We start from the raw sequence: 25524 nt of genomic DNA, 5'->3' as shown, positions 1-25524 counted from the left end.
AGAAAAAAGGATTTAGCATGAAGCTAGATCCTTTTTATTTGTCTTATTTTTTCTCAAGAAGAGCTTTGATTTCTTGAAGAACTTCTAGTTCAGTTGGAGCAGCAGGTGTATCTTCAACTGGCTCTTCTTTCTTAGTAAGGTTTTGAGCTTTTTCAACAGCTTTAATAACGAAGAAAAGAACAGTACCAATCACTAAAAAGTTGATGACAGCGCTCAAGAAGCTACCATATCCAACACCATTCCATGAAAGTTCAGCGATACGCTCAACATTTGCTGCTTTCAAGGCTGGATTCAAGATAAGTGGAGTGATGATATCATTTACAAGTGAAGTAACGATAGCACCAAAAGCAGAGGCAATGATCACACCGACAGCGAGGTCAACGACATTACCACGAAGCAAAAATTCTTTAAGATCTTTTAACATTTTCATAAAATCCTTTCAAAAACTAATCTCAATTGTACCTGAAATACCTAAATATTGCAACCTTAATGCTTACTGATACCTATTTCATTTATAAAAAACGTATACTTTACTAAAAATATAGTTAAGAATGATAATCAAAACCTGCGCAATTAGCGTTTCGATGGCATTAACCTGATCTAGTTGATCGTTGACAAATTGCCCGATAATATCGGGATAAGATGTAACAAAGATATAAGTTAAAAGGACATCAAGACCCAAAGTAAAGAGGCGAGATAGGAAAAACTTAGCAAGACGAGTCTGCCAATTCCTTCTCTCTTGTTTAAAGACGATTGTATCATTTGTGAGAAAGGCAAAAAGAATCCCGATAAGGTTTGCGAGTGCGGTTGCTAGGATTTCCTGGTGACTGATATGGTAGATAAACAAACGTGATAGGATAGATACTAGAGTAGTAGCACCACCGAAAAATAGGTAGGATAGGATTTCATTATCAAAGAAAGCTTTTATTTGATTTTTCATGATTTTAGTATAGCATAAAGCTGGCTATTGTGCTATACTGGTAAGGTTGATTCAATCAACCCTTGGTGCTTAGCTTCTTTCACCAAGCATATTTCACGCGGGAAACCGCTAAAGGAGAAAACATGAAAAAATTAACTGTTCGCGACATGACAGACATCGCTATTGTTGCTGCTATCTATGTGGTTTTGACCATCACCCCGCCCCTTAATGCCATTAGCTACGGTGCCTACCAGTTCCGTATTTCAGAGATGATGAATTTCTTGGCATTTTATAACCCTAAATATATCATCGGTGTGACGATTGGATGTATGATTGCTAATTTCTTTAGCTTTGGTCTAATAGATGTCTTTGTCGGCGGGGGCTCTACCCTAGTTTTCCTTAGTCTAGGTGTATGGCTATTTAGCAAGTACAAGAAAGACTATCTGTTCAATGGTTTGATTCGAAAAGATCATTTCTTCTTTTCAATCCTGTTCTCCATTTCAATGATTACCATTGCAGCTGAACTTCATATCGTTGCAGAGGCTCCATTCTTCTTTACATGGTTCTCTACTGGAATTGGTGAGTTTGCATCACTTATCGTAGGTGCGATTTTGATCAATAAACTGGGACAGCGAATCGATCTAACAAAATAAGAAGTCTATAAGCTAGATACTTGCCAAATCTAGCTTTTTTCATTCCATAAAATTAAAAGAGAGCGCTTGACAAGAACATAGAACTATAGTATACTTCTTAGGTAAGCTGATTTAGCTCAGTTGGCAGAGCGCATCCATGGTAAGGATGAGGTCGCCGGTTCAATCCCGGCAATTAGCATGATAGAAACAAAATGACCTTGGGAGACCAAGGTTTTTCTTATACTTCTGTGGAAATGAAGCTAAAGAGTTTTGGCTATTGACAAAAGTGACTCTATCTAGTAGAATAGTAGGTGCGATGAGTCGATAGGTAGTCTTCGGACTACTATTGAGCATAAGGAGGTCATAACGCAGGAGCGGACCTTGATGAGTTGTGTGAACCTGCTCATCACATGAAGATGCCTCTTAGTCCCTGGTCAATGACTAGGGATTTTTAATTTTCAGAAAATAGAACCCAAAAATGCTTTTCAATTTCTGGAAAAAGTAGTATAATACATCTATTATAGAAATTTTTAGAAAATTCCGAAAGAGGTTATTTATGGGATATACAGTTGCTGTAGTCGGCGCGACAGGTGCTGTCGGAGCTCAGATGATAAAAATGTTGGAAGAATCTACACTTCCAATCGATAAAATTCGTTACCTTGCTTCTGCACGTTCAGCAGGCAAGACTTTAAAATTTAAAGACCAAGATATTACGATTGAGGAAACAACTGAGACAGCTTTTGAGGGTGTTGATATTGCACTCTTCTCAGCAGGTGGTTCGACATCAGCTAAGTATGCACCATACGCAGTGAAAGCTGGAGCGGTAGTAGTGGATAATACATCTTACTTCCGCCAAAATCCAGACGTACCTTTGGTTGTCCCAGAGGTCAATGCTCATGCACTTGATGCTCATAACGGAATCATTGCCTGCCCGAACTGTTCAACAATCCAAATGATGGTGGCGCTTGAACCTGTTCGTCAAAAATGGGGTTTGGACCGTATCATCGTTTCAACTTACCAAGCCGTTTCTGGGGCTGGTATGGGAGCGATTCTTGAAACACAACGTGAACTTCGTGAAGTCTTGAATGATGGTGTGAACCCACGTGATTTGCATGCGGAAATCTTGCCTTCAGGCGGTGACAAGAAACACTATCCTATCGCCTTTAACGCTCTTCCACAAATCGATGTCTTCACTGACAATGATTACACATACGAAGAGATGAAGATGACTAAGGAAACTAAGAAAATCATGGAAGATGACAGCATTGCAGTATCTGCAACATGTGTACGTATTCCCGTCTTGTCAGCTCACTCTGAGTCAGTTTATATCGAAACAAAAGAAGTGGCTCCAATCGAAGAAGTGAAAGCAGCTATTTCAGCCTTCCCAGGTGCTGTTCTGGAAGATGACGTAGCGCATCAAATCTATCCGCAAGCCATCAATGCTGTCGGTTCGCGTGATACCTTTGTTGGTCGTATCCGTAAAGATTTGGATGCTGAAAAAGGAATCCACATGTGGGTTGTTTCAGATAACCTCCTCAAAGGTGCTGCTTGGAACTCAGTTCAAATCGCAGAAACTCTTCACGAACGTGGATTGGTTCGTCCAACAGCTGAGCTGAAATTTGAGTTGAAATAATGGTTTAGGAGTTCGAATGAACTCCTTCTTTGAAATAGAGAGGTGTTTCACATGTCTTACCAAGATCTAAAAGAGTGTAAAATCATCACAGCCTTCATTACCCCTTTCCATGAAGATGGTTCCATCAACTTTGATGCCATTCCAGCCCTTATAGAGCATTTGTTGGCCCACCATACAGATGGTATTTTGTTGGCTGGAACTACAGCTGAAAGTCCAACCTTAACCCACGATGAAGAGTTGGAACTCTTTGCAGCTGTACAAAAGGTTGTCAAGGGACGTGTTCCTTTGATTGCGGGTGTAGGTACCAATGACACACGTGACTCGATAGAGTTTGTCAAAGAGGTGGCAGAATTTGGTGGTTTTGCAGCTGGACTTGCAATCGTACCTTACTATAACAAACCATCACAAGAAGGGATGTACCAGCACTTTAAGGCTATTGCTGATGCCTCAGATTTGCCTATTATCATTTATAACATTCCAGGCCGTGTGGTTGTCGAGTTGACTCCGGAGACCATGCTTCGCTTGGCTGACCATCCTAATATCATCGGTGTTAAAGAATGTACCAGCTTGGCCAATATGGCTTATTTGATTGAGCATAAGCCAGAAGAATTCTTGATCTATACTGGTGAGGATGGAGATGCCTTTCATGCCATGAACCTTGGTGCAGATGGGGTTATTTCTGTTGCCTCTCATACAAATGGGGACGAAATGCACGAAATGTTTACTGCCATTGCAGAAAGCGATATGAAAAAAGCTGCAGCTATTCAGCGTAAATTCATTCCTAAGGTCAATGCCCTCTTCTCTTATCCAAGCCCTGCACCAGTTAAGGCAGTTCTGAACTATATGGGATTTGCAGCTGGACCAACTCGTCTACCTCTAGTTCCAGCGCCAGAGGAAGATGCCAAACGCATTATCAAGGTTGTCGTAGATGGCGACTACGAGGCAACAAAGGCAACTGTAACAGGTGTCTTAAGACCAGATTACTAATAAAGACAATAAAATCCATGACCGAATGAACGATCATGGATTTCTTATTTTCCTAAACAGAATTGACTAAAAAGTTGGGTGATGAGTTCATCCGGTGCTGCATCACCTGTTATTTCTCCAAGAATTTCCCAAGTACGGGTCAAGTCAACTTGGAGAAGGTCGACTGGCATCCCAAGTTCTAGTCCTTCATTAACTGCTTGCAAGCTTTCAACAGCCTTCTCAATCAAGGAAATATGACGGGTGTTGGACAGGTAAGTAGCATCTTGCTCGACTAAACCAGCATTTTCAAAGAAGAGGTTGTTAATGCGCTCTTCAATCTTATCGATGTTTTGGTTTTTAAGGACTGAAATACGGATGACATCTTCTGGAAGTTCGGAAGTTTCAATCGCTTCAGGCAGGTCAGTTTTATTAAGTAGAATAATGCGATTAGTGTCCTGACTGATTTCTAGGAGTTGGCGGTCTTGGGCGGTTAGTGACTCGCTGGCATTTAGAACCAGTAGAACCAAGTCAGCTTCCTTGAGGGCTTTTTTCGAACGCTCAACACCGATTTGTTCGACTATGTCATCTGTTTCACGGATTCCAGCTGTATCAATCAATTTAAGAGGAACACCATTGATATTGACGTATTCTTCGATGACATCTCGTGTAGTACCAGCGATATCAGTCACGATAGCCTTGTCTTCACGTAGGAGATTGTTTAGGAGGCTCGATTTCCCAACGTTGGGGCGTCCGATGATGGCAGTTGAAATTCCCTCACGAAGGATCTTACCGCGACGAGCTGTTCTAAGGAGGTTGGTCAAGAGTTGTTCAAATTCCTTAGTTTTCTCACGGACGACTGCAGTAGTGGCTTCTTCAACATCGTCATACTCAGGATAGTCGATATTGACCTCTACTTGGGCAAGTGTATTGAGGATTTCTTGGCGAGTATTATTGATAAGATCAGAAAGGGAACCATCGAGTTGTTTGACTGCAATATTCATAGCTTTGTCTGTCTTGGCACGGATGATGTCCATCACCGCCTCAGCCTGAGTCAAGTCCACACGACCGTTTAAAAAGGCACGTTTTGTAAATTCACCGGGTTCTGCCAACCGAGCTCCTTCACGGATAGCTAACTGGAGAATTTCGTTAGTCACCGCAATCCCACCGTGGGTGTTAATCTCGATAATATCCTCACGAGTGAAGGTCTTTGGAGATTTCATGGCCCCAACCATGACTTCGTCCATGACCTTACCAGTTAGAGGGTCAACGATGTGTCCGTAGTTGAGAGTGTGGCTAGCAACCTTGCTTAAGTCTTTGCCTTTAAAAATCTTTTGCGCTATAGCAAAACTATCAGTTCCGCTCAAGCGGACAATACCAATGGCCCCCTCACCTAGTGGAGTAGAGATAGCAGCGATGGTATCAAATTCACGTGTAATCATAATTTTTCCTTATTTAATAGCTCATTTCTTGGCAATATTTCCAAGTCTCTTTTCAAATTGTAACAAATTTAAACTATTTCTTCAATGGAGGCTACTTGGAGATTGAAAAAGCCTAAGCAATTCTGCTTAAGCTAGCTTATTTGGTGCGCATTTCCCCTTGAGGGAAATAAGTTCCTTCTGGCATGTCGTTGATAATGACATGAACGGCTGATTGAGGTGCTCCAGTATTACGAACAACAGCTTCCATTACTTCCTTAGCAAGAGCTTTCTTTTGCTCGAGCGTGCGTCCTTCAAATAAATCGATGCGTACAAATGGCATAATAGCTTCCTCCACTAGTTTTGTATTTCTTCTATTTTACCACATTTTGCCGTTTAAAGCTTTAGAAAATTATGATATACTAGAATGTAGCAAAAATTTAGAAATGGACGTGAAATAGAAGCATGGCACAGTTGTATTATCGTTATGGGACCATGAACTCTGGTAAGACGATTGAGATTCTCAAGGTGGCCTATAACTACGAGGAGCAAGGAAAGGGAGTTGTGATTATGACTTCGGCTCTGGATACACGTGACGGTGTTGGCTATGTATCCAGCCGAATTGGCATGAAACGCCCTGCCATTGCGATCGAGGAGTCAACGGATATCTTTGGATTTATCCGAGATTTACCTGAGAAACCATACTGTGTGCTAGTCGATGAGGCTCAATTTCTCAAGCGTTACCATGTTTACGACCTAGCTCGTGTTGTTGATGAGTTAGACATACCTGTCATGGCTTTTGGTTTGAAAAATGACTTTCGGAATGAATTGTTCGAAGGTTCCAAATATCTCTTGCTTTTAGCAGACAAGATTGACGAAATCAAGACCATTTGTCAGTATTGTAAGAAAAAGGCGACTATGGTTTTGCGAACACAGGATGGACTGCCCGTTTACGATGGAGAACAGATCCAGATTGGTGGTAATGAAACCTATATCTCGGTTTGCCGTAAACATTATTTTGCGCCTGAAATCAATAAGGAGAATGAAGAAAAATGAACATCTATGATCAACTACAAGCTGTAGAAGACCGTTATGAAGAACTAGGAGAATTGCTCAGTGACCCTGATGTGGTTTCTGACACCAAGCGTTTCATGGAGCTCTCAAAAGAAGAGGCTTCAACTCGTGATACGGTAACAGCCTACCGTGAGTACAAACAAGTCCTCCAAAACATCATTGATGCCGAAGAGATGATTAAGGAGTCTGGCGCAGATGCGGATTTGGAAGAAATGGCTAAGCAAGAGCTCAAAGATGCCAAGGCTGAAAAAGAAGAATACGAAGAAAAACTAAAAATCTTGCTCCTTCCAAAAGATCCAAACGATGACAAAAATATTATCCTTGAAATCCGTGGAGCAGCGGGTGGTGACGAGGCAGCACTTTTCGCTGGAGATTTGCTAACCATGTACCAAAAATATGCTGAAGCCCAAGGCTGGCGCTTTGAAGTCATGGAAGCCTCTATGAATGGTGTCGGTGGTTTCAAAGAAGTGGTTGCCATGGTTTCTGGTCAATCCGTTTACTCTAAACTCAAGTATGAATCAGGTGCCCACCGTGTGCAACGTGTTCCTGTGACAGAAAGTCAAGGTCGTGTTCATACATCGACTGCAACTGTCCTTGTCATGCCTGAAGTAGAAGAAGTGGAATACGATATTGATCCAAAAGACCTTCGCGTTGACATTTACCACGCATCTGGTGCTGGTGGACAGAACGTCAATAAGGTTGCGACAGCCGTTCGTATCGTTCACTTGCCAACCAATATCAAGGTTGAAATGCAGGAAGAACGTACCCAGCAGAAGAACCGTGAGAAGGCCATGAAAATCATCCGTGCACGTGTTGCTGACCACTTTGCACAAATTGCACAAGATGAACAAGACGCTGAGCGTAAGTCAACAATCGGTACTGGTGACCGTTCAGAGCGAATTCGTACTTATAACTTCCCACAAAACCGTGTCACAGACCACCGTATTGGCTTGACTCTTCAAAAACTAGATACGATTTTGTCTGGTAAACTAGATGAAGTTGTGGATGCCTTGGTTCTTTATGACCAAACACAGAAATTAGAAGAATTAAATAAATAATGAAATTAGCTCAATTATTTTCAGATTTTGAAGAAGAGTTGATTAGACAAGGAGAGGAAGCAGAAAGCCTCTCTTTTGTCTATCGTAGCCTGAAAAATCTCTCTTTTACAGACTTCGTCTTTTCCCTCCAGCAAGAGGTAACAGCGGAAGAAAAGCAATTTGTAGAAGAAATTTACCAGCAGTTAGCAGCTCATAAACCTGCCCAGTATATCATCGGCTATGCAGATTTCTTTGGTATGCAGTTAACAGTTGATGAGCGGGTTTTGATTCCTCGTCCAGAGACAGAGGAGTTAGTGGAACTTATCTTGGCAGAAAATCCTGAGACGAATCTTTCTGTACTTGATATTGGAACAGGTAGTGGTGCCATTGCCCTCGCACTAGCAAAAAATAGACCAAATTGGTTGGTGACAGCAGTTGATATTTCACAGGATGCACTAGATTTGGCAACTGAAAACGCTAAAGTTCAGAATTTCCAGATATTTTTTAAAAAATCTGATTGTTTTGCAGAAATTTCTGAAAAATATGATATAATTGTATCCAATCCACCCTATATCTCTCGTGAAGATGAGTCAGAGGTCGGTTTGAATGTTTTGCATTCAGAACCTCATCTAGCTCTCTTTGCAGATGAGGATGGTCTAGCTATTTACCGCAGAATTGTGGAAGAGGCAAAAGACTATCTCACAGATGGTGGTAAGATTTACCTTGAAATTGGATACAAGCAAGGTCAAAGTGTTCCTGCGCTTTTTAGGAAACATCTTCCTGAAAAACGAGTACGAACACTCAAGGACCAATTTAGTCAAGATAGGATGGTTGTAGCTGATGATGGACAGGATTAGACAAGAGTTGGAAAAGGGCGGAGCTGTCGTTCTACCTACAGAGACAGTTTACGGTCTTTTTGCTAAGGCCTTAGATGAAAAAGCTGTCGACCATGTTTACCAGCTCAAGCGTCGTCCTAGAGACAAGGCTCTTAACCTCAATGTTGCCTCTCTAGAGGACATCTTGCACTTTTCAAAGAATCAGCCAACCTATCTAAAAAAGCTTGTGGAGACTTTTTTACCAGGTCCCTTGACCCTTATCCTTGAAGCCAATGATAGAGTGCCCTATTGGGTCAATTCTGGTCTTGCAACTGTTGGATTTCGGATGCCAAGTCACCCCATTACGCTTGACTTAATTCGAGAGACAGGTCCCTTGATTGGGCCGTCTGCCAATATCTCAGGTCAGGCAAGTGGAGTAACCTTTCAGGAAATTCTGAAAGATTTTGACCAAGAGGTTCTGGGTCTGGAAGATGATGCTTTTCTAACTGGACAGGATTCAACTATTTTGGATTTGTCTGGAGCCAAGGTGAAAATCTTACGACAAGGAGCTATCAAGCGAGAAGATATTCTCGCTCAGTTGCCAGAGATTTCTTTTGAGGAGGAATGAGATGCTAAGAGATTTGCAAGAAACAGATGTGAAAGCCATTTGTGACATCAACCAAGAGACTTTGGGTTATACTTTTAGTCCAAAGGACACGGCTAGCCAACTAGCTAGACTGTCTCAGGATTCACATCATTTCCTACTTGGCTATGAGGATGCAACCAGTCATGTCTTACTTGGATATGTCCACGCTGAAGTTTACGAATCCCTCTATTCTAAAGCAGGATTTAATATCTTAGCCTTAGCAGTTTTACCTCAAGCACAAGGGCAAGGTATCGGTAAAAGCTTACTGCAAGGATTGGATCAAGAAGCAAAAAGACGAGGTTATGGGTTTATCCGCTTAAACTCTGCCGTTCATCGTCTGGGTGCTCATGCATTTTATGAAAAAGTTGGTTATACTTGTGATAAAGTGCAAAAACGGTTTATTCGCATCTTTTAGTTTATTTTCTTATTGGAGAACCAAACTAAAGGACCAGTCACACTATAAAGGAGAAGACCTATGATTTTTGACAAAGATGATTTTAAAGCATATGATGCTGATCTCTGGAATGCTATTGCCAAAGAAGAAGAACGCCAACAAAACAACATTGAGTTGATTGCTTCGGAAAACGTGGTTTCCAAGGCTGTTATGGCGGCTCAAGGGTCTATCTTGACCAACAAATATGCCGAGGGCTACCCAGGACGTCGTTACTATGGTGGAACAGATGTGGTAGATGTGGTAGAGACTCTCGCTATTGAACGTGCGAAAGAAATTTTCGGTGCAAAATTTGCCAATGTCCAACCTCACTCAGGAAGCCAAGCCAACTGTGCGGCTTACATGGCATTGATTGAGCCAGGTGATACGGTTATGGGGATGGATTTGGCAGCAGGTGGACACTTGACCCACGGAGCTCCTGTCAGCTTCTCTGGTCAAACCTACAACTTTGTTTCTTATAGTGTAGATCCTGAAACGGAGCTCTTGGACTTTGACGCTATCTTGAAACAAGCCCAAGAAGTAAAACCAAAACTAATCGTAGCAGGTGCTTCAGCCTATTCTCAAATTATCGACTTTTCAAAATTCCGTGAAATTGCTGATGCTGTTGGTGCTAAGCTCATGGTCGATATGGCTCATATCGCTGGTTTGGTTGCAGCTGGTCTACATCCAAGCCCAGTGCCATACGCTCATATCACAACAACAACGACCCACAAAACCCTTCGTGGACCACGTGGTGGTTTGATTTTGACCAATGATGAAGACCTAGCAAAGAAGATCAACTCAGCTATTTTCCCTGGTATTCAGGGTGGTCCTTTAGAGCATGTTGTCGCTGCTAAGGCCGTTTCCTTCAAAGAAGTTTTGGATCCAGCCTTCAAGGAATATGCTACCAATGTTATCAAAAACAGCAAGGCTATGGTAGAAGTCTTCTTGCAAGATCCTGATTTCCGTATCATCTCTGGCGGGACTGAAAATCATCTCTTCCTTGTTGATGTCACTAAGGTTGTAGAGAACGGAAAAGTTGCTCAAAACTTGTTGGATGAGGTTAATATTACCCTAAATAAAAACTCAATCCCATACGAAACCTTGTCACCATTCAAGACAAGCGGTATTCGTATCGGATCTGCAGCCATCACTGCACGTGGATTTGGTGAAGACGAAAGTCGAAAAGTAGCTGAACTCATCATCAAAACCCTTAAGAATGCAGAAAATGAGGATGTCTTAGAAGAAGTGAGAAGCGCAGTCAAAGAATTGACAGATGCCTTCCCATTATACGAGGACTAAAACTTTTATGGACATTTATATTAAGAAAGCCATTATCCATCAGTTCAGCCCAGATGATACTGAGTTGTTCCTAGCGGATAAGTTTCTCAATATCACTCCAAAAATCGAAGAATACCTACGTAAAAAAATTGAACGTGTGTATTCAGATGAAGCCAAGACTGGGATTTTCGAGGAAGAAAATCCCTTCTTCAATCACATCACAGACGATTTGTTGGAGACATCGGTAACACTGGCTAATCTCTGGAAAGAGGAGTTTAGTATTTCTGAAAATCTCAAGACCAATGACTTGGTTTTTGTTCAGTTTTCTAAAGAAGGTGTAGAGCATTTCGCTTTCTTACGAATTGCCTTGCGGGAAACCTTGACCCACCTTGGGGGAGAAGTTGATAATCCAATCAAGCTAACTCAGAATAACCTACCTGGATTTGGTACGGGGGCGGATGAGGCCTTGGTGGTCAATCTTCAAAGTCGCAAGTACCATCTGATTGAAAAACGAATCAAGTACAATGGGACTTTCTTGAATTATTTTTCAGAAAATCTCCTAACCGTCGCCCCTAAGATTTCGCCCAAAAAATCCATCAAGGAACTGGAAAAAACAGCCCATAGAATCGCAGAGCCCTTTAACATAGATGATTTTCAATTTCAATCCAAGGTTAAATCAGTGATTTTCAACAATCTTGAAGAAAGCAATGAACTGTCTCCTGAGAAATTGGCTAACGACCTTTTTGATAACAATCTAACAGCTCGTTTGAGCTTTATAGATCAGGTTAAGGAAGCTGTACCAGAACCAGTCCAGTTTGATGAAATTGATGCCAGTCGTCAGCTCAAGAAATTTGAAAACCAAAAACTTTCCTTGTCAAACGGAATCGAACTTATCGTTCCCAATAATGTTTACCAAGACGCAGAATCGGTCGAGTTTATCCAAAATGACAATGGAACCTATTCTATTTTAATCAAAAATATCGAGGATATTCAAAGTAAATAATGTTTAAATTACTACGAAGAGTGCTAATGCTAGCAGTCTTCCTTTTCGCTGTCTATAAAGTCTATCATATACACCAAGATGTGAAGCAAGTCATGACCTACCAACCCATGGTTCGAGAAGTCCTCAGTGAAAGAGATACTCCAGCCAATGAAGAGTTAGTGCTCGCTATGATTTATACCGAAACGAAGGGAAAAGAAGGCGATGTCATGCAGTCTAGCGAGTCTGCTAGCGGTACCACAAATACTATCAATGACAATGTGACGAGCATTCGTCAAGGGATTCAAACCTTGACTGATAATCTCTATCTAGCTCAGGAAAAGGGTGTTGATGTCTGGACAGCCGTGCAAGCCTATAATTTTGGCCCCGCTTATATCAATTTTATCGCTCAAAATGGTAAGGAAAACACTCTTGCCTTGGCCAAACAATATTCTCGTGAAACCGTCGCTCCAATTCTTGGAAATACCACTGGGAAAACCTACACCTATATCAATCCTATTTCTATCTTTCACGGAGCAGAACTCTATGAAAATGGTGGAAATTATTACTACTCGAGACAGGTGCGCTTTAACCTCTATATCATGAAATTCTTTAATTTCTTTTAAACATCTGGTTTTGCCAGGTGTTTTTCACTATAAGCTTTCTTTAAGACTGTTTTATTACCCTAGAAAGGTAAAGGAGGGAATATCCCATGAGAAAGAAATTCTTTCTAACAAGCGCTGCAGTTTTGTGGGCCACAACAGCTATGACGAGCGTCTACGCAGCAACCGATGTTCAAAAAGTAATCGATGAAACCTATGTACAACCTGAATATGTCCTAGGTTCTTCTCTATCCGAAGACCAGAAAAACCAAACCCTTAGCAAACTTGGCTATGACGCATCAAAAGACACCAAAGATATCAAAACCATGACTCCTGATATCTATTCGAAAATTATGAATGTAGCTAATGATGCTAGTTTACAGCTCTATTCGTCGGCTAAGATTCAAAAGCTAGGTGATAAGTCGCCTCTAGAAGTTAAGATTGAAACGCCTGAAAATATCACCAAGGTGACGCAGGATATGTATCGTAACGCAGCAGTGACCCTGGGAGTTGAGCATGCCAAAATCACAGTTGCAGCTCCTATTCCAGTTACAGGTGAGAGTGCCCTAGCTGGGATTTACTACTCGTTAGAGGCCAATGGTGCTAAAGTACCGCAAGCTAATAAAGACTTGGCCCAAGAAGAACTAAAAGCCTTGTCCGATATCAATGCTGAAAACAAGGACAAGTCAGGTTATGATGCCAATAAACTCAATGTAGCTTTGGCAGATATCAAGGCAGGAATCGCAAAGGCAAAAGAAGCCAAAGGAAATCTGACAGAAGAGGATGTTCGCAAAATTGTAGAAGACACGCTAAAAAACTACAAACTCGATCAGGTTATAACAGGAAACCAGGTCAATATCATCATCAATTTTGCGCTCAACCTCTCAAAGAGTGACATTTTGAACAATGCTGATTTCACTAAAACCCTAAATGACCTCAAGGAAAGTATTGTATCCCAAGCTGGAGATAGTTTTAAAAATATCAATCTCAACTTTGATGCCAATAAAGCGCTAGAAGAGGGGGGCAACTTTTTTAGCTCCCTTTGGCAAGCCATTGTCAACTTTTTCAAGAGTTTTGGTGCTTAGGTCATTTCATGATATAATAGATGGTAACAGAAATGTTGCCGTCTTTTTTTGTCGGCCGATAGAAAGTGAAAAATATGTTAAAGAAAAATGATATTGTAGAAGTTGAAATTGTTGATTTGACCCATGAAGGTGCTGGGGTCGCTAAGGTAGATGGTTTGGTTTTCTTTGTAGAAAATGCTCTACCAACTGAGAAAATTCTTATGCGTGTCCTTAAAGTCAATAAAAAGATTGGCTTTGGGAAGGTTGAAGAATACCTTGTTCAGTCACCTTATCGTAATCAAGATCTAGATTTGGCTTACCTGCGTTCAGGAATTGCTGACTTGGGGCATCTTGCCTATCCAGAACAGCTTAAGTTTAAAACCAAGCAAGTAAAGGATAGTCTCTATAAGATTGCTGGCATTAGGGATATAGAGGTTGTTGAAACGCTTGGTATGGAGAATCCAGTCAAGTATCGAAATAAGGCACAGGTGCCAGTTCGTCGTGTCAATGGTGTCTTGGAAACTGGCTTTTTCCGTAAGAATTCGCATGACCTCATGCCTCTCGAAGACTTTTTTATCCAAGATTCTGTGATTGATGAAGTAGTAGTAGCCCTACGTGACTTACTCCGTCGTTATGATTTGAAACCTTATGATGAAAAGGAACAATCTGGCTTGATTCGGAACCTCGTTGTGCGACGTGGACACTATTCAGGACAAATCATGGTTATTTTGGTAACCACTCGACCGAAAGTTTTTCGTATTGAACAGTTGATCGAGCAACTAATCAAGCAGTTCCCAGAGATTGTGTCTGTCATGCAAAATATCAACGACCAGAATACCAATGCTATTTTCGGCAAGGAGTGGCGGACTCTCTATGGTCAAGATTACATTACTGACCAAATGTTGGGAAATGACTTCCAAATATCTGGACCAGCCTTCTATCAGGTCAATACAGAAATGGCTGAAAAACTCTATCAAACAGCCATTGACTTTGCGGAGTTAAGAGAAGATGATGTTGTTATTGATGCTTATTCAGGGATTGGAACGATTGGATTATCCGTTGCAAAGCATGTCAAAGAAGTCTACGGTGTTGAAGTGATTCCAGAAGCAGTAGAGAATAGCCAGAAGAATGCTGCATTAAACAATATTACAAATGCCCACTATGTCTGTGACACAGCTGAAAATGCCATGAAGAACTGGCTTGAGAAAGGTATTCAACCAACTGTCATCTTGGTCGACCCACCACGCAAGGGCTTGACCGAGAGCTTTATCAAAGCAAGCGCTCAAACGGGAGCAGACCGCATCGCCTATATTTCCTGCAATGTCGCAACCATGGCGCGTGATATCAAACTCTACCAAGAGCTGGGCTATGAATTGAAGAGAGTACAGCCGGTGGATCTATTTCCGCAGACGCACCATGTTGAGTGTGTGAGTTTGTTAGAGAAACGTTGTTAATCCTCTCGCTTTTTCATTTTAGGGCGAGAGGCTTCAAAGCTCCACTGGAGCTTTGAATTCCCCAAACCTTTTGAGTTCCACAGACGCATCACGTAGAGGCGGTATCACTGCTTGTACGAGCTGATTAAACATGGGTGTAGCTAGTGAAAGTCCTACAGTGAGGAGTTTAAACATGAAATTCCATGAATTTGGTGATAAGAATTTGCCTCCTATTTTACTGATACATGGTGGTGGCAGTTCTTGGTGGAATTATCTTCGTCAAGCACGAATCTTGTCAAAAGAATACCGTATTATCCTACCCACTTTGAATGGCCACGGCGAGGAATATCAACTTGATTATGTTTCTACTGAAGATTCTGCTTTTGAGATTCTAGACTATATAAAAGCAAACTGTGGTGGGAAATTGTTTGCAATCGGTGGTGTTTCACTTGGTGGTCAAATTGCTATGGAGCTTTTGTCAATAGACAGAGATATAGCTGAGAAGGCCATCATAGATGGAAGCCTCTGTATTCCTCAACCAAGTTTAGCTAAAATCAGCATTTTTCTAGTGTCTCTATTTGGTAAACTAATGTTCAATAAATTCTCTTGCAAACTTCAGTTAAGCATGATGAACAAACTCTATCCAAAACGGGCTTATCCAGAGGAAATAAAAGCTTATTATTTGGAGGATTTGCCAAGGACCCCTGTCAAAACATTGGTGACCATTTACAAAAACTATATGGGATGTTACAAGCTGAAAGATATGATTTCTGCTAGCAAGGCTCAGGTTCTGTATATTTATGGTGAAAAAGAATTGAACTGTGTGAAAGAATCAGCGAAATTATTTCATCAGCTACATTCAAATACAATTTTGTATGAAGCAAAGGGGTATAACCACGGTTATTTATCAGCTTACCTGCCTTATGAGTGGATTGATTTGGTGGTGCCATTTTTAAAGAGTGATTCATTAGAAATGTGTAACGAATCTGATATGCCATAAGGAGGAAACATATGCTAGGAGCAATAGTTGGAGACATTGTAGGTTCAGTTTACGAATGGAACAATATCAAAACGAAGGTTTTTTCTTTATTTTGTGAGGATTGTTTTTTCACGGATGATACGGTAAGTCCGAACCGCTGAGTGTATGAGCTTGTTAGAGAAACGTAGTTAATTCTCAAAATAAAGAAACTAAAATTCCTTTATTTTGAGATGACAACATAAATTGTCTTTGAGGAAGGAGGTGTTATATTGATAGAAAGCAGACCTGAGTTTGATAAAATCATATCCTTTGATGAGTTTAATAAATACTATTGGTATCGTGATGAACTTTCACAGATATGCAAGTCATTAGGTCTTGAAAATAGAGGTACAAAACAAGAACTAAATGATATTATTGAGCAGTACTTTAAGGGCAATTTGATTAAAAAATCATCAATAAAAAGGAAAAAGAAACAAGTAGAAGTCGTTACCTTGGACACACCCTTGCTTGAATGTGGATTCTCCTTTAATGCACACTTTAGAGAATATTTCTCAACTTTAACAGATGTTTCGCCATTTAAATTTACTGCTGATATGGCGACAGCTTGGAGAAAAGTAAAAAGAGAACATGATTTGAGTTTTACAATCCAAGATATGCTAAAAGTTTATTATGGAAATTCAGATTATGCCAAGTATGATCATTCGGTTTGTCAATGGAACCAATTTCTAAAGAATTTCTGTGCAGACGAAAATAGTCGAAATTACTCGAATAAACTAAAAGTAGCTTCTATTCTTTGGAAAGAAGTTAGAAATTCAAGTAATGAAAAAATTTATTCAAAGAATCTTTTGACCGAATATGCTGATAAAATAAAAGAGTATGGCGAGGTAGTTAAATAGAAGTGACTTGCTTTTGATAATCTGAATTTTAAACTAGCTATTATACATTAATGCCCAGTACGTCAAAGTTCTTTTTTCTGAGTTTTCATTATATAATAGCATTATATGTAATGATAAATGTAGCTACGCTAATATTTCTATTTAGAAATCAAGGAGAAAATCAATGAAAAAAGCAATGTTAATTATCAACCCTACCTCTGGTGGGGAAAAGGCTTTGGATTATAAGGTCAAACTGGAGAATAAGGCCAAGGATTATTTTGAGCATGTGGAAACCAAAATCACTGAAAAAGCCTTAGATGCTACACATTTTGCTGAGGAGGCTTCACGTGAGAAGTACGATGCAGTGGTTGTGTTTGGTGGAGACGGGACTGTCAATGAAGTCATTTCGGGTATTGCTGAGAGAGACTACATTCCTAAGTTAGGGATTATCCCTGGTGGGACGGGTAACCTCATTACGAAACTATTGGAAATCAATCAAGACATCGATGGCGCGATAGATGAACTCGATTTTAATTTAACCAACAAGATTGATATCGGTAAAGCAAATGATAACTATTTTGGTTATATCTTTAGTATCGGTTCTCTGCCCGAGGCGATTCACAATGTTGAAATCGAGGACAAGACAAAATTCGGTATTTTAGCCTATGCTGTAAATACCATGAAGTCCGTGATGACGGATCAGGTCTTTAACATTAAGGTTGAGACAGAAAACGGAAATTATGATGGCGAAGCAAGTCATGTTTTGGTTCTCTTGACAAATTACTTCGCTGATAAGAAAATCTTTGAAGAAGACAAAGATGGCTATGCCAACATTTTGATTCTAAAAGATGCTTCTATATTCTCAAAATTATCCGTCATTCCTGATTTACTAAAAGGGGATGTTGTCGGCAATGCTAATATTGAGTATATCAGAGCGCGTAATATTAAGATCTCTTCAGATAGTGAATTGGAGTCAGATGTTGACGGCGATAAATCGGATAACCTACCTGTTGAAATCAAAGTTCTAGCTCAGCGAGTAGAAGTATTTTCAAAACCGAAAGAGTAGAAGGTAAAAATTAGTTTATTTTTCACAACGAAATCAAGTTCTATATCAACGATTGGAGGAGGAATGAATTCTCTATTTGATGAATTTCGAACAATTTGTTCACATTTAAACCGAGTCGGAATCACTCCGACGCTCATGGGGTCTTTGGGATTTGAATACCGTTCAAATGAAGAATGGGGGCCGTCTGACATTGACATTCATGTGCCTGGTGACCCTAGAGGTTGGGAAGCGCCTGATCATCTCAGAATTTATGAGTGGGACAAGATAATGAAAGTGATGAAACACTTAGGCTATGCCTTAATAGATATTCATGAGCATGAATTCCAAAAGGATGGTGTGAACGTTGAATTCGGAAGTATCGATTCTTTACCTGATTTTGCAGGAGTTTTGGAATCTGATATTGAGCTGATTCATCTCGATGATATCACTTTTCGTGTTCCAAATCTAGAACAGTATTTAAGTATTTACAAGGCTTCTTCCCAAGACTCCTATCGAAATGACCACAATAACAATAAGGATTTTAAAAAAATTGAGTGGCTGGAAAGACATTTGTAAATCGTCATTTGAAAAGTAGTAAGTTGTATGACTGGCTGCTTTTTTATTTATAGAAACAAACCACTTGAAACTACGGACAAGCCTTGCAAATAAAATACGAAAGTAGTATACTAGAATCACAATTATGAAAACGTTTGCGGTATAAGTGAATGAAAGTAAACTAGGAGACAAAACAATGGAATTAACAGCCATTTACCATAGACCAGAGTCGGAGTATGCTTATCTTTATAAAGACAAGACAATGCACATTCGTATCCGAACCAAGAAAGATGATATTGAAAGTATCAACTTACATTATGGAGATCCTTTTATCTTTATAGAGGATCGTTATGAAGCAATCAAGGAGATGCACAAAGTAACTTTTGATGCTTTGTTTGATTACTGGCAAGTGGAGGTTACGGTCGGCTATGCACGACTCCAGTATCTCTTTGAACTCAAGGATAAGAAAGGTCAGAAGATTTTATATGGCGACAAGGGATGTGTTGAAAATACGCTAAAAAATCTTCATTATGAAGGAAATGGATTTAAAATTCCGTATATCCATGCGATTGATGCTTGCCATGTTCCTGACTGGGTAGCAGAGACGGTATGGTACCAGATTTTCCCAGAACGTTTTGCCAATGGCAATCCTGAGATTTCTCCCAAAGGGGCGCTAGCTTGGGAGTCGTCTATCAAACCTAAAAGTAAGGATTTCTTTGGTGGTGATTTACAAGGTATTATTGACCATCTGGATTACTTGAAAGACTTAGGGGTTACAGGACTTTATCTCTGTCCGATTTTTGAATCCCCAAGCAATCACAAGTATAATACGACGGATTATTTCGAAATTGACCGTCATTTTGGAGATAAGGAAACTTTCCGTAAACTGGTGGAGGAGGCCCATCAACGTGGTATGAAAATCATGCTGGACGCTGTTTTCAACCATATAGGAGACCAGTCTCCACAGTGGCAGGATGTTCTCAAACATGGTGAAGATTCCGTTTATAAAGACTGGTTCCATGTTCAAGACTTCCCAGTGACAAAGGATAAGCTTGCAAATCCAAGAAAGCTCCCTTACCATACCTTTGCCTTTGCAAGTTATATGCCCAAGCTAAATACAGCCAATCCTCAAGTGAGGGACTATTTGTTGAGCGTTGCGACCTACTGGATTGAAGAATTTGATATCGATGCTTGGCGCTTGGATGTGGCAAATGAGGTGGACCACCAATTTTGGAGAGATTTCCGCAAGGCTGTCTTGGCTAAAAAGCCTGACCTTTATATTCTTGGAGAAGTCTGGCACACGTCTCAGCCTTGGCTAAATGGTGATGAGTTCCACGCGGTCATGAACTATCCTCTCTCTGACAGTATCAAGGATTATTTCTTGCGTGGGGTAAAGAAGACCAGTCAATTTATCGATGAGATCAATAGCCAGTCTATGTACTATAGACAGCAGATTTCAGAAGTGATGTTCAATCTGCTGGACTCGCACGATACGGAGCGCATTTTGGCTACAGCTAAAGGAAACGTCCAACTGGTCAAGTCTGCCCTAGCCTGCCTCTTTTTACAAAGGGGAACACCGTGTTTCTACTATGGAACCGAGTTAGAATTAGATGGGGGACCAGACCCAGATTGTCGTCGTGTGATGCCTTGGGAACGCGTTTCCGACAGCAATGACATGCTTCATTTTATGAAGAAATTGATTCAGCTTCGCAAGAGTGTCTCAGACATTATCCAACATGGAAGCTATAGCCTGAAAGAAATCAAACCGGATGTGCTATCTCTGGCATGGGATTATGATGGCCAAAAGGTCCGAGCAATTTTTAACCAATCAGCAGAAAATTATCTTGTAGTTAGTGATTCTGTAGCGCTAGCCAGTCATTGTCAAGAAATAGAACAGCAACTGCTAATCTTACCTAAAGGATTTGTAATCTATTGTGAAAAGTCTCAGAATTAGTTTTGTGTCTGAATAAGAGGGATTCTTATGTCAAAAGTAGTTAAGGATAACTGATTTGAAGTGAAATAGCTACAGTTTTAAGTGATTTACTAATTTTAAAAATATCTCATGCCCAAGATGTATCTGATAATTCAGACTTCAATTCAGTTACTACTTTTTCTATTTTATTAATATTACTAGTGCGTCTAACAGTACTTTTTTTCATATTTAGAATATCTAGATATAATTCTTTGTTGTTTATTGAGCCTTTTGTACTCAGGAAGTCGTCTACTGAATATCGGTTGATAAAATTCTTATCAATTTCATCAATTTTAGAATGTTGATTAATGTATTTTATTAGTTTATTCTTTTTATTGATTCTACTATCAGGCTTTCTCTTTGTTCTTTTTTTGGGAATTTGAACCAGAGATTTCATCGCATCACTTTCTAGAATTTCGATATTAATTTTATTTGAAAATGAATCCTTGTAGTTTTCGAGTAGTTTTTTAAAGGATAATAAAGAAATGGAAGATTTATTCAGTTGTTCGGTGATAAAATCTTTATCTAAAGTATTAAATATTTCTTTATAATGTTTTCTAGAAATCTCACTTTGAACATTAGTTAGCTCTTCCCATAAAATGATAGGGTTGAAAAGATTAAACGGGATTTTTTTATCCTCGTGATTCATGTAGGTCCGGATTATAGATCTGAAAGAATTAATATTAGAGGTAATGTACAAGTTATCTGATTCATGTGAGTAATTTTCGAAATTGCTGAAAATATTAGAATCTATATAATTTAATAATTTTATTATAGTATTTTTGGCATCATGAGTGTTTAGTTTATCATAAATATTTTCATAGCTATCGATTTGTTTATCTTCAAAAATGGATAAAATAGCTAATAAAGTTAAAGAATTTAATGAAATTTTTTCCTTCTCCCACAAAGTCTTATAAAATTTCTTTCGCTCCGATCTAACTTTTTGGAAATCAGAGGGTTCAAATATTATTACTGGTATTTTATTATTAATTTTTTTACTAATTAAATCTAATAGTTTCTGTTCTAAGAGCTGTTTATTTGTTTTATCGGAAATATGATAAATTCTTTCAAGAAGAGCTTCAATAGTAAAGTCTAAATTGAATTCAAAATCTAAATTCATTTTTTTATCTAGAATTAATAGTAGTAATTTTACATCATCATTTATATTATCGCTTATTTGACTCTCTAAAACATAGCTCTTCATTTTGGTGAAGAGATGATCTTCTTGTGGATTTACTAATTTATTATAAAGTATTCTAGATATGCTATTTAAATTTAGTGTAATTTTTTGGGGATCGTTTGTATCTTGAAAGAAGATAATCTTTTTAAAGTAGTCTTCTATACGCTGAATATTAATCTTATTGAAATTATTGTTATCGCTAAATGCTTTATTAAAATAATCATAAATTGCTTCATTAAAAAAATTATCAACAGAAAAGTGATGATTAGATAATTTTAAGAATATTTCATAAATTTTATCTTGTTTAAGAACTTTTATTTTTTTTAATTCCTCGCTATCCTTTAATAATACAGACACTAAAAATTTTTTTTCCTCTTCACGAAGACCATTTGGGGATTGTCTAACTAAGTAATTTGTATATGTTTCATTAATAAGATTATTTTTTATTAAAAATTTTGCTATCTCACTCATCATTATCCTCCAACGAATTTTTTATTAGGGTGTATAAGTCTCCTTTAGATTTCACTAAGTCGTTAAAATCACTGGAGTTTAGAGTTTTGTAGATTATTAGTGCAAGCAGTTGTTTGTAATCTATATCAGTATTATCATCATCATCATGAATTTCTTTGTAAATCTTAAATTCATTTACTATATTTTTAAGAACTCTAAGATCATCAATAAATATGGAAATTTGATATAAGAAAGTCTCGGAATCATTTTTATCAGTAATTTCTAGTTCATCTAGCAACTTTGATTTTAGATAATCAAATGAATTTGTATTATTGACAATAGGGATAATTGGAATAATTACATCAAAAAATTTTGTTTTCTCTGTTGCAGCAATATTCTCACTGTTATTTGTAGAGTCAACATTTTTTTCAGAAAACACTTCGTCACTAATCACATAGAAAAACATTATTTTCTTTCGCTTTGGAGGATTCCTCCTTTGATTAACCATTAAGTTAATTTCTCTTAATTTTTCGAATATTGAATGGTCGTTAAATCTATCTAAGTCTTCAAAAATTACAAAATCTGCATCAGATTCATCAAAAAGATAAATAACATCAGATAGAAAATTATCAAAATATGAGACTGTAGAAAAGTCTCTCTTTTCCATGTTTACGTTAATTCCCATAGTATTTATTGTCAGTTTTGACCAATTTCCTTTATATATTATATTCTTAATTGTATTTGATAAAAGGTAATATAAGCTAATCATAGCTATGATAGATATAATGATGAGAATATAATCAATACATTCAAGATTAGGTGGGAAATTTTTGATGCTATATGTAATTTTTTCAGTTATAACTGGTAATAAAAATTTAAAATAAAGGATTAAACAAATAATTGATAGTGAATAAGAGATGATTTTATATTTTTTGATATTTTTTTTGGCTAAAAAGTTTGCTTTTGGTATTTTATCTGGTTCGATCTGATTTACTAATTGGTTGACAATTTTCATCTCTAAAATGTTGTCTATCTGACTATTTATTGTCTTATCATCTCGGGGAGTATGAATAGTATTTCCTGCTAAACTATCAAAATGTGCTAATGAGATATAAATACTTGTTTTACTCTTTAATTCATTAAAATAACTATGAATTATTGAGCTTTTTCCAGTTCCATATCCTCCAGTTATCCCAACATTTTTTATAAGCTTATCTTGAATTACACTATTCAATACATCTTTATAAATTTTGTAGTAATTTGTTTCAAATTCATCAGAATCGATTTGAGTATAATCTATTGGAGCTAAATTTTCAAGTTTTACACTAGGGTTGGGGAAATTATTCTTGTTAGAAGGCTCATTTTTGTGAAATAGAGAAGTTAATTTTTTAAGCAAATGATTTTTCATTTATGTTGTCCTTAACCAATGTTCTTATAGTTAATTATATCATATTGTAAGTTGCTAAAGATACCTAAATTAAAATTTATAATAATTATTTTAAATTAAAGATAAGCAATAGGTAAACATTTAGAATTATCTATTACTTAGTATATAATTAAGTATTGGGGGAGTAGTTGGATTGAGAAAAAAGGGACGATTTTATGGATTTCTATCAAGGCCTTCCCTATATTTGTTCTTAATGGGGCCCCCTTTCTTTTGCTTGTGCTACTGATTGCGAATAGAACTTTAAAAAAGAAAATAAAGGCTGAATGTATCAACTAAGGAGAAAATAAAGATGGGCAGAATGATTGCAATCGGATCCCTAGTTTTTCTTGGACTAGCATTTTTGGGGATTGGACTCGGAATGTATTTCTTCCTCAAAAGGCTGGTAGTGAATGGGAAATCTGTCTTAGATGAGCCAGTAAATGAACAAACTCGTACAGACAAGATGGGGCTTGGCGAACTTCTGGTTTACTTGTCGATGATTGCGATTGCTGGTGTTTGTGTAGTACAAATCATGAGTAGGGGAGGAATTGGTAATGCTATCCTGGCAAAAATTGTCATCCTACCACCGATTATGGCACTTTTTAATGCTAGAAAACGCACGGGAAAAGCGATGATCGCACTTGTGGTTTCTTTTATGGTGGCTTTATTTCTTATGATAGCTTATGGTCAGATAGGGTTGCCACCCAAAGCTCCAGAATTGATGATAGATGACAAACCGATCACACTAACGCAAACAAGTGTGAGTGACCTTCTAAAAGAAGGTTTTGACATCTACATCAGGGAGAATGACAGCTTTAGTAACGATTATGATGAGGCTCTTTCTTCGGGGAAAATCAAAAAATATCAGGCTGATAAGAGTATTTTTATCGAAAAAGGTTTTCATCAAGATAGCAATGCTGTGTCGTATGCTCCCTATCTTCTTGGCAAAGATGGTTTAATCCTTGGAAGTATTGCCTTATACGGAGATGAAACAAAAGAAATTGCTTTAGAGGACTGTAAAATTATCCAGTTTAAGCTAGATGAAGATCGTATCAAAGCAGCAAAATCAAAAGCTATCTCCTATAAACTGGATGGTGTAGATTTACTGGCTAGTATTGAAGAAGGAGCCATGCGAACGACCTTTGGTGATAAATTATGGTCAGTTCCGCCTGCACATCCTGTAGACTCGACCCAACTATGGTATGGTATCCAGTGGAAAAGTCCCAGTGACCACCTGTTTTGGAATGAGTATTTTTCCTTAATTCGCTTGGATGAAAACTACCATATGATAGATTTTGAGCTAGTTGGAGAAGTAGCGCGTGATGATTAGTGAAATGAAGACCTACTAAGTTTTTTTGATGTTATTCTATTTGTACTTTGGTCAGGATTAGTATATAATCTACCATAGAGTCATTTACTAACTAGGAGAAGAATCATGGAATTAAAAGATTTTACTGAAAAAGAACAGGAAATGATAAAGCAGGGACTGATAACATCTGAAATTAGCGATAAGGAAACCGCTGCGAAAATCCTTGCCTTAGTACCTCAGGAATGGATTAAACGCATCCCATTTTTTGTGAGAAAACACGCAACAACTCGGACAATAAAGCGAATTTCCATCGAACATCCAGAGCTCTATGCAGTTGCCAAGAGAAGTGGTGAGATTCCTGAGAAGGAACGAGAAGAATTGCGCAAAATCATTACAGACATTTTCCAGGAAAAAATGGATAAGCATAAGATTAAATAATCTCGAAAGGAACTAAAAAAATTAGTTCCTTTTATAATCGTTTTCAGTTCGTTGAACATGAACTTTTTGGTAGTAATTCAACTATTCACGAACAAAATTTAAGTAAATTCAAAAAAAGTACTTTACAAGCTCTTGTAAACATGATATAGTTATAAGGCTTAGAAAATGAGATGATGTTTTCTAGCAAATATAAACCCGAGTAAAAAATGCCTACGGACAGGCAGGGTTGAATGCCGAAGCGTGGTTGAAAAGCCACATTATTGATAGGGTTAAAAGCCTACTTTTATAAGTTGATGTTAGGACGCCTGTCCTAATTCATAAATTTTAGTGTGGTGAAAGCACACGTCATCTTGTGAAACGATCAATAAA

27 protein-coding genes, 1 tRNA gene and 1 riboswitch are annotated in these 25524 nt (G+C 38.3%); of the genes, 22 read left to right on the top strand and 6 right to left on the bottom strand.

The window, feature by feature from the left end; all coding sequences use genetic code 11:
* Window positions 1-43: 43 nt before the first annotated feature.
* Complete coding sequence (gene mscL, locus HF881_RS01325; RefSeq protein WP_009013975.1) at window positions 44-424, bottom strand: large conductance mechanosensitive channel protein MscL; 381 nt, start codon at window positions 422-424, stop codon at window positions 44-46.
* 84 nt (window positions 425-508) lie between these two features.
* On the bottom strand, window positions 509-940 hold the full coding sequence (locus HF881_RS01320; RefSeq protein ID WP_169446134.1) for a GtrA family protein: 432 nt from the start codon (window positions 938-940) through the stop codon (window positions 509-511).
* A gap of 28 nt (window positions 941-968) precedes the next feature.
* A riboswitch (PreQ1 riboswitch) is annotated at window positions 969-1065 on the top strand.
* On the opposite strand from HF881_RS01320, the gene HF881_RS01315 reads away from it, so the two are divergent.
* The 4 genes from HF881_RS01315 (at window position 1063) to dapA (ending at window position 4171) form a co-directional block, all read left to right on the top strand.
* Window positions 1063-1572: a QueT transporter family protein gene (locus HF881_RS01315; RefSeq protein ID WP_169446133.1), complete on the top strand. Its 510-nt coding sequence runs from the start codon at window positions 1063-1065 to the stop codon at window positions 1570-1572. It overlaps the preceding riboswitch by 3 nt.
* A gap of 105 nt (window positions 1573-1677) precedes the next feature.
* Window positions 1678-1750: transfer RNA gene (locus tag HF881_RS01310), tRNA-Thr, on the top strand.
* A gap of 357 nt (window positions 1751-2107) precedes the next feature.
* The gene (locus tag HF881_RS01305) at window positions 2108-3184 is read left to right on the top strand and encodes an aspartate-semialdehyde dehydrogenase (protein ID WP_096753583.1); all 1077 of its coding nucleotides are present in this window, start codon (window positions 2108-2110) and stop codon (window positions 3182-3184) included.
* A 51-nt stretch (window positions 3185-3235) separates the two neighbouring features.
* Window positions 3236-4171, top strand: coding sequence for a 4-hydroxy-tetrahydrodipicolinate synthase (gene dapA, locus HF881_RS01300; protein ID WP_169446132.1), 936 nt, complete (start codon window positions 3236-3238; stop codon window positions 4169-4171).
* A 44-nt stretch (window positions 4172-4215) separates the two neighbouring features.
* Here the strand turns inward: dapA and mnmE are convergent, their stop codons facing one another.
* Window positions 4216-5589 carry a tRNA uridine-5-carboxymethylaminomethyl(34) synthesis GTPase MnmE gene (gene mnmE, locus HF881_RS01295; protein WP_169446131.1) on the bottom strand — a complete coding sequence of 458 codons (1374 nt, stop codon included), beginning with the start codon at window positions 5587-5589 and terminating at the stop codon, window positions 4216-4218.
* Between the two features lie 136 nt (window positions 5590-5725).
* Complete coding sequence (locus HF881_RS01290) at window positions 5726-5908, bottom strand: 4-oxalocrotonate tautomerase (RefSeq protein WP_045611721.1); 183 nt, start codon at window positions 5906-5908, stop codon at window positions 5726-5728.
* 122 nt (window positions 5909-6030) lie between these two features.
* Here HF881_RS01290 and HF881_RS01285 point away from each other — a divergent pair, with 122 nt between their 5' ends.
* The 16 genes from HF881_RS01285 (at window position 6031) to HF881_RS01215 (ending at window position 20334) form a co-directional block, all read left to right on the top strand.
* Window positions 6031-6621 (top strand): thymidine kinase, encoded by a 591-nt coding sequence (locus HF881_RS01285; protein ID WP_169446130.1) that lies wholly within the window; start codon window positions 6031-6033, stop codon window positions 6619-6621.
* Entirely contained in the window at window positions 6618-7697 is a 1080-nt protein-coding gene (gene prfA, locus HF881_RS01280; protein ID WP_169446129.1) for a peptide chain release factor 1, read from the top strand. Before HF881_RS01285 ends, prfA begins: the two co-directional genes overlap by 4 nt.
* Entirely contained in the window at window positions 7697-8533 is an 837-nt protein-coding gene (prmC, locus tag HF881_RS01275) for a peptide chain release factor N(5)-glutamine methyltransferase (RefSeq protein WP_169446128.1), read from the top strand. The genes prfA and prmC overlap by 1 nt, the downstream gene beginning before the upstream one ends.
* Entirely contained in the window at window positions 8517-9119 is a 603-nt protein-coding gene (locus HF881_RS01270; protein WP_169446127.1) for an L-threonylcarbamoyladenylate synthase, read from the top strand. Before prmC ends, HF881_RS01270 begins: the two co-directional genes overlap by 17 nt.
* A gap of 1 nt (window position 9120) precedes the next feature.
* Window positions 9121-9552, top strand: coding sequence for a GNAT family N-acetyltransferase (locus tag HF881_RS01265; RefSeq protein WP_169446126.1), 432 nt, complete (start codon window positions 9121-9123; stop codon window positions 9550-9552).
* Window positions 9553-9612: 60 nt separating this feature from the next.
* Window positions 9613-10869 (top strand): serine hydroxymethyltransferase, encoded by a 1257-nt coding sequence (gene glyA, locus HF881_RS01260; protein ID WP_169446125.1) that lies wholly within the window; start codon window positions 9613-9615, stop codon window positions 10867-10869.
* Window positions 10870-10876: 7 nt separating this feature from the next.
* The gene (locus tag HF881_RS01255; RefSeq protein ID WP_169446124.1) at window positions 10877-11851 is read left to right on the top strand and encodes a nucleoid-associated protein; all 975 of its coding nucleotides are present in this window, start codon (window positions 10877-10879) and stop codon (window positions 11849-11851) included.
* Entirely contained in the window at window positions 11851-12453 is a 603-nt protein-coding gene (locus HF881_RS01250) for a lysozyme family protein (RefSeq protein ID WP_169446123.1), read from the top strand. The genes HF881_RS01255 and HF881_RS01250 overlap by 1 nt, the downstream gene beginning before the upstream one ends.
* A gap of 86 nt (window positions 12454-12539) precedes the next feature.
* Complete coding sequence (locus tag HF881_RS01245; protein ID WP_169446122.1) at window positions 12540-13514, top strand: DUF1002 domain-containing protein; 975 nt, start codon at window positions 12540-12542, stop codon at window positions 13512-13514.
* Between the two features lie 74 nt (window positions 13515-13588).
* Window positions 13589-14947, top strand: a complete 1359-nt coding sequence (gene rlmD, locus HF881_RS01240; RefSeq protein ID WP_169446121.1) for a 23S rRNA (uracil(1939)-C(5))-methyltransferase RlmD — start codon at window positions 13589-13591, stop codon at window positions 14945-14947.
* A gap of 172 nt (window positions 14948-15119) precedes the next feature.
* Window positions 15120-15926 carry an alpha/beta hydrolase gene (locus HF881_RS01235; RefSeq protein WP_169446120.1) on the top strand — a complete coding sequence of 269 codons (807 nt, stop codon included), beginning with the start codon at window positions 15120-15122 and terminating at the stop codon, window positions 15924-15926.
* Between the two features lie 11 nt (window positions 15927-15937).
* The gene (locus tag HF881_RS10455) at window positions 15938-16066 is read left to right on the top strand and encodes an ADP-ribosylglycohydrolase (RefSeq protein ID WP_093585426.1); all 129 of its coding nucleotides are present in this window, start codon (window positions 15938-15940) and stop codon (window positions 16064-16066) included.
* A 108-nt stretch (window positions 16067-16174) separates the two neighbouring features.
* Window positions 16175-16801, top strand: a complete 627-nt coding sequence (locus HF881_RS01230) for an SAP domain-containing protein (protein ID WP_169446119.1) — start codon at window positions 16175-16177, stop codon at window positions 16799-16801.
* A gap of 163 nt (window positions 16802-16964) precedes the next feature.
* A complete protein-coding gene (locus HF881_RS01225; RefSeq protein ID WP_169446118.1) occupies window positions 16965-17846 on the top strand; it encodes a diacylglycerol kinase family protein in 882 nt (293 codons plus the stop codon).
* Window positions 17847-17909: 63 nt separating this feature from the next.
* Entirely contained in the window at window positions 17910-18401 is a 492-nt protein-coding gene (locus tag HF881_RS01220) for a phosphoribosylanthranilate isomerase (RefSeq protein WP_169446117.1), read from the top strand.
* A 175-nt stretch (window positions 18402-18576) separates the two neighbouring features.
* Window positions 18577-20334 (top strand): glycoside hydrolase family 13 protein, encoded by a 1758-nt coding sequence (locus HF881_RS01215; RefSeq protein ID WP_169446116.1) that lies wholly within the window; start codon window positions 18577-18579, stop codon window positions 20332-20334.
* Window positions 20335-20440: 106 nt separating this feature from the next.
* Here the strand turns inward: HF881_RS01215 and HF881_RS01210 are convergent, their stop codons facing one another.
* Window positions 20441-22003: a hypothetical protein gene (locus tag HF881_RS01210; RefSeq protein WP_169446115.1), complete on the bottom strand. Its 1563-nt coding sequence runs from the start codon at window positions 22001-22003 to the stop codon at window positions 20441-20443.
* Window positions 21996-23390 (bottom strand): hypothetical protein, encoded by a 1395-nt coding sequence (locus HF881_RS01205; RefSeq protein WP_169446114.1) that lies wholly within the window; start codon window positions 23388-23390, stop codon window positions 21996-21998. The genes HF881_RS01210 and HF881_RS01205 overlap by 8 nt, the downstream gene beginning before the upstream one ends.
* Before the next feature lie 328 nt (window positions 23391-23718).
* On the opposite strand from HF881_RS01205, the gene HF881_RS01200 reads away from it, so the two are divergent.
* Together HF881_RS01200 and HF881_RS01195 are read left to right on the top strand one after the other, a co-directional pair.
* Window positions 23719-24738, top strand: coding sequence for a hypothetical protein (locus HF881_RS01200; RefSeq protein ID WP_169446113.1), 1020 nt, complete (start codon window positions 23719-23721; stop codon window positions 24736-24738).
* Between the two features lie 105 nt (window positions 24739-24843).
* A complete protein-coding gene (locus tag HF881_RS01195; protein WP_169446112.1) occupies window positions 24844-25155 on the top strand; it encodes a hypothetical protein in 312 nt (103 codons plus the stop codon).
* The last annotated feature ends 369 nt before the right edge of the window (window positions 25156-25524 follow it).

Origin of the sequence: Streptococcus sp. WB01_FAA12, from assembly GCF_012843315.1 — a bacterium.
GTDB lineage: Bacteria > Bacillota > Bacilli > Lactobacillales > Streptococcaceae > Streptococcus.
This window is presented reverse-complemented; position numbering and strand designations above follow the sequence as displayed.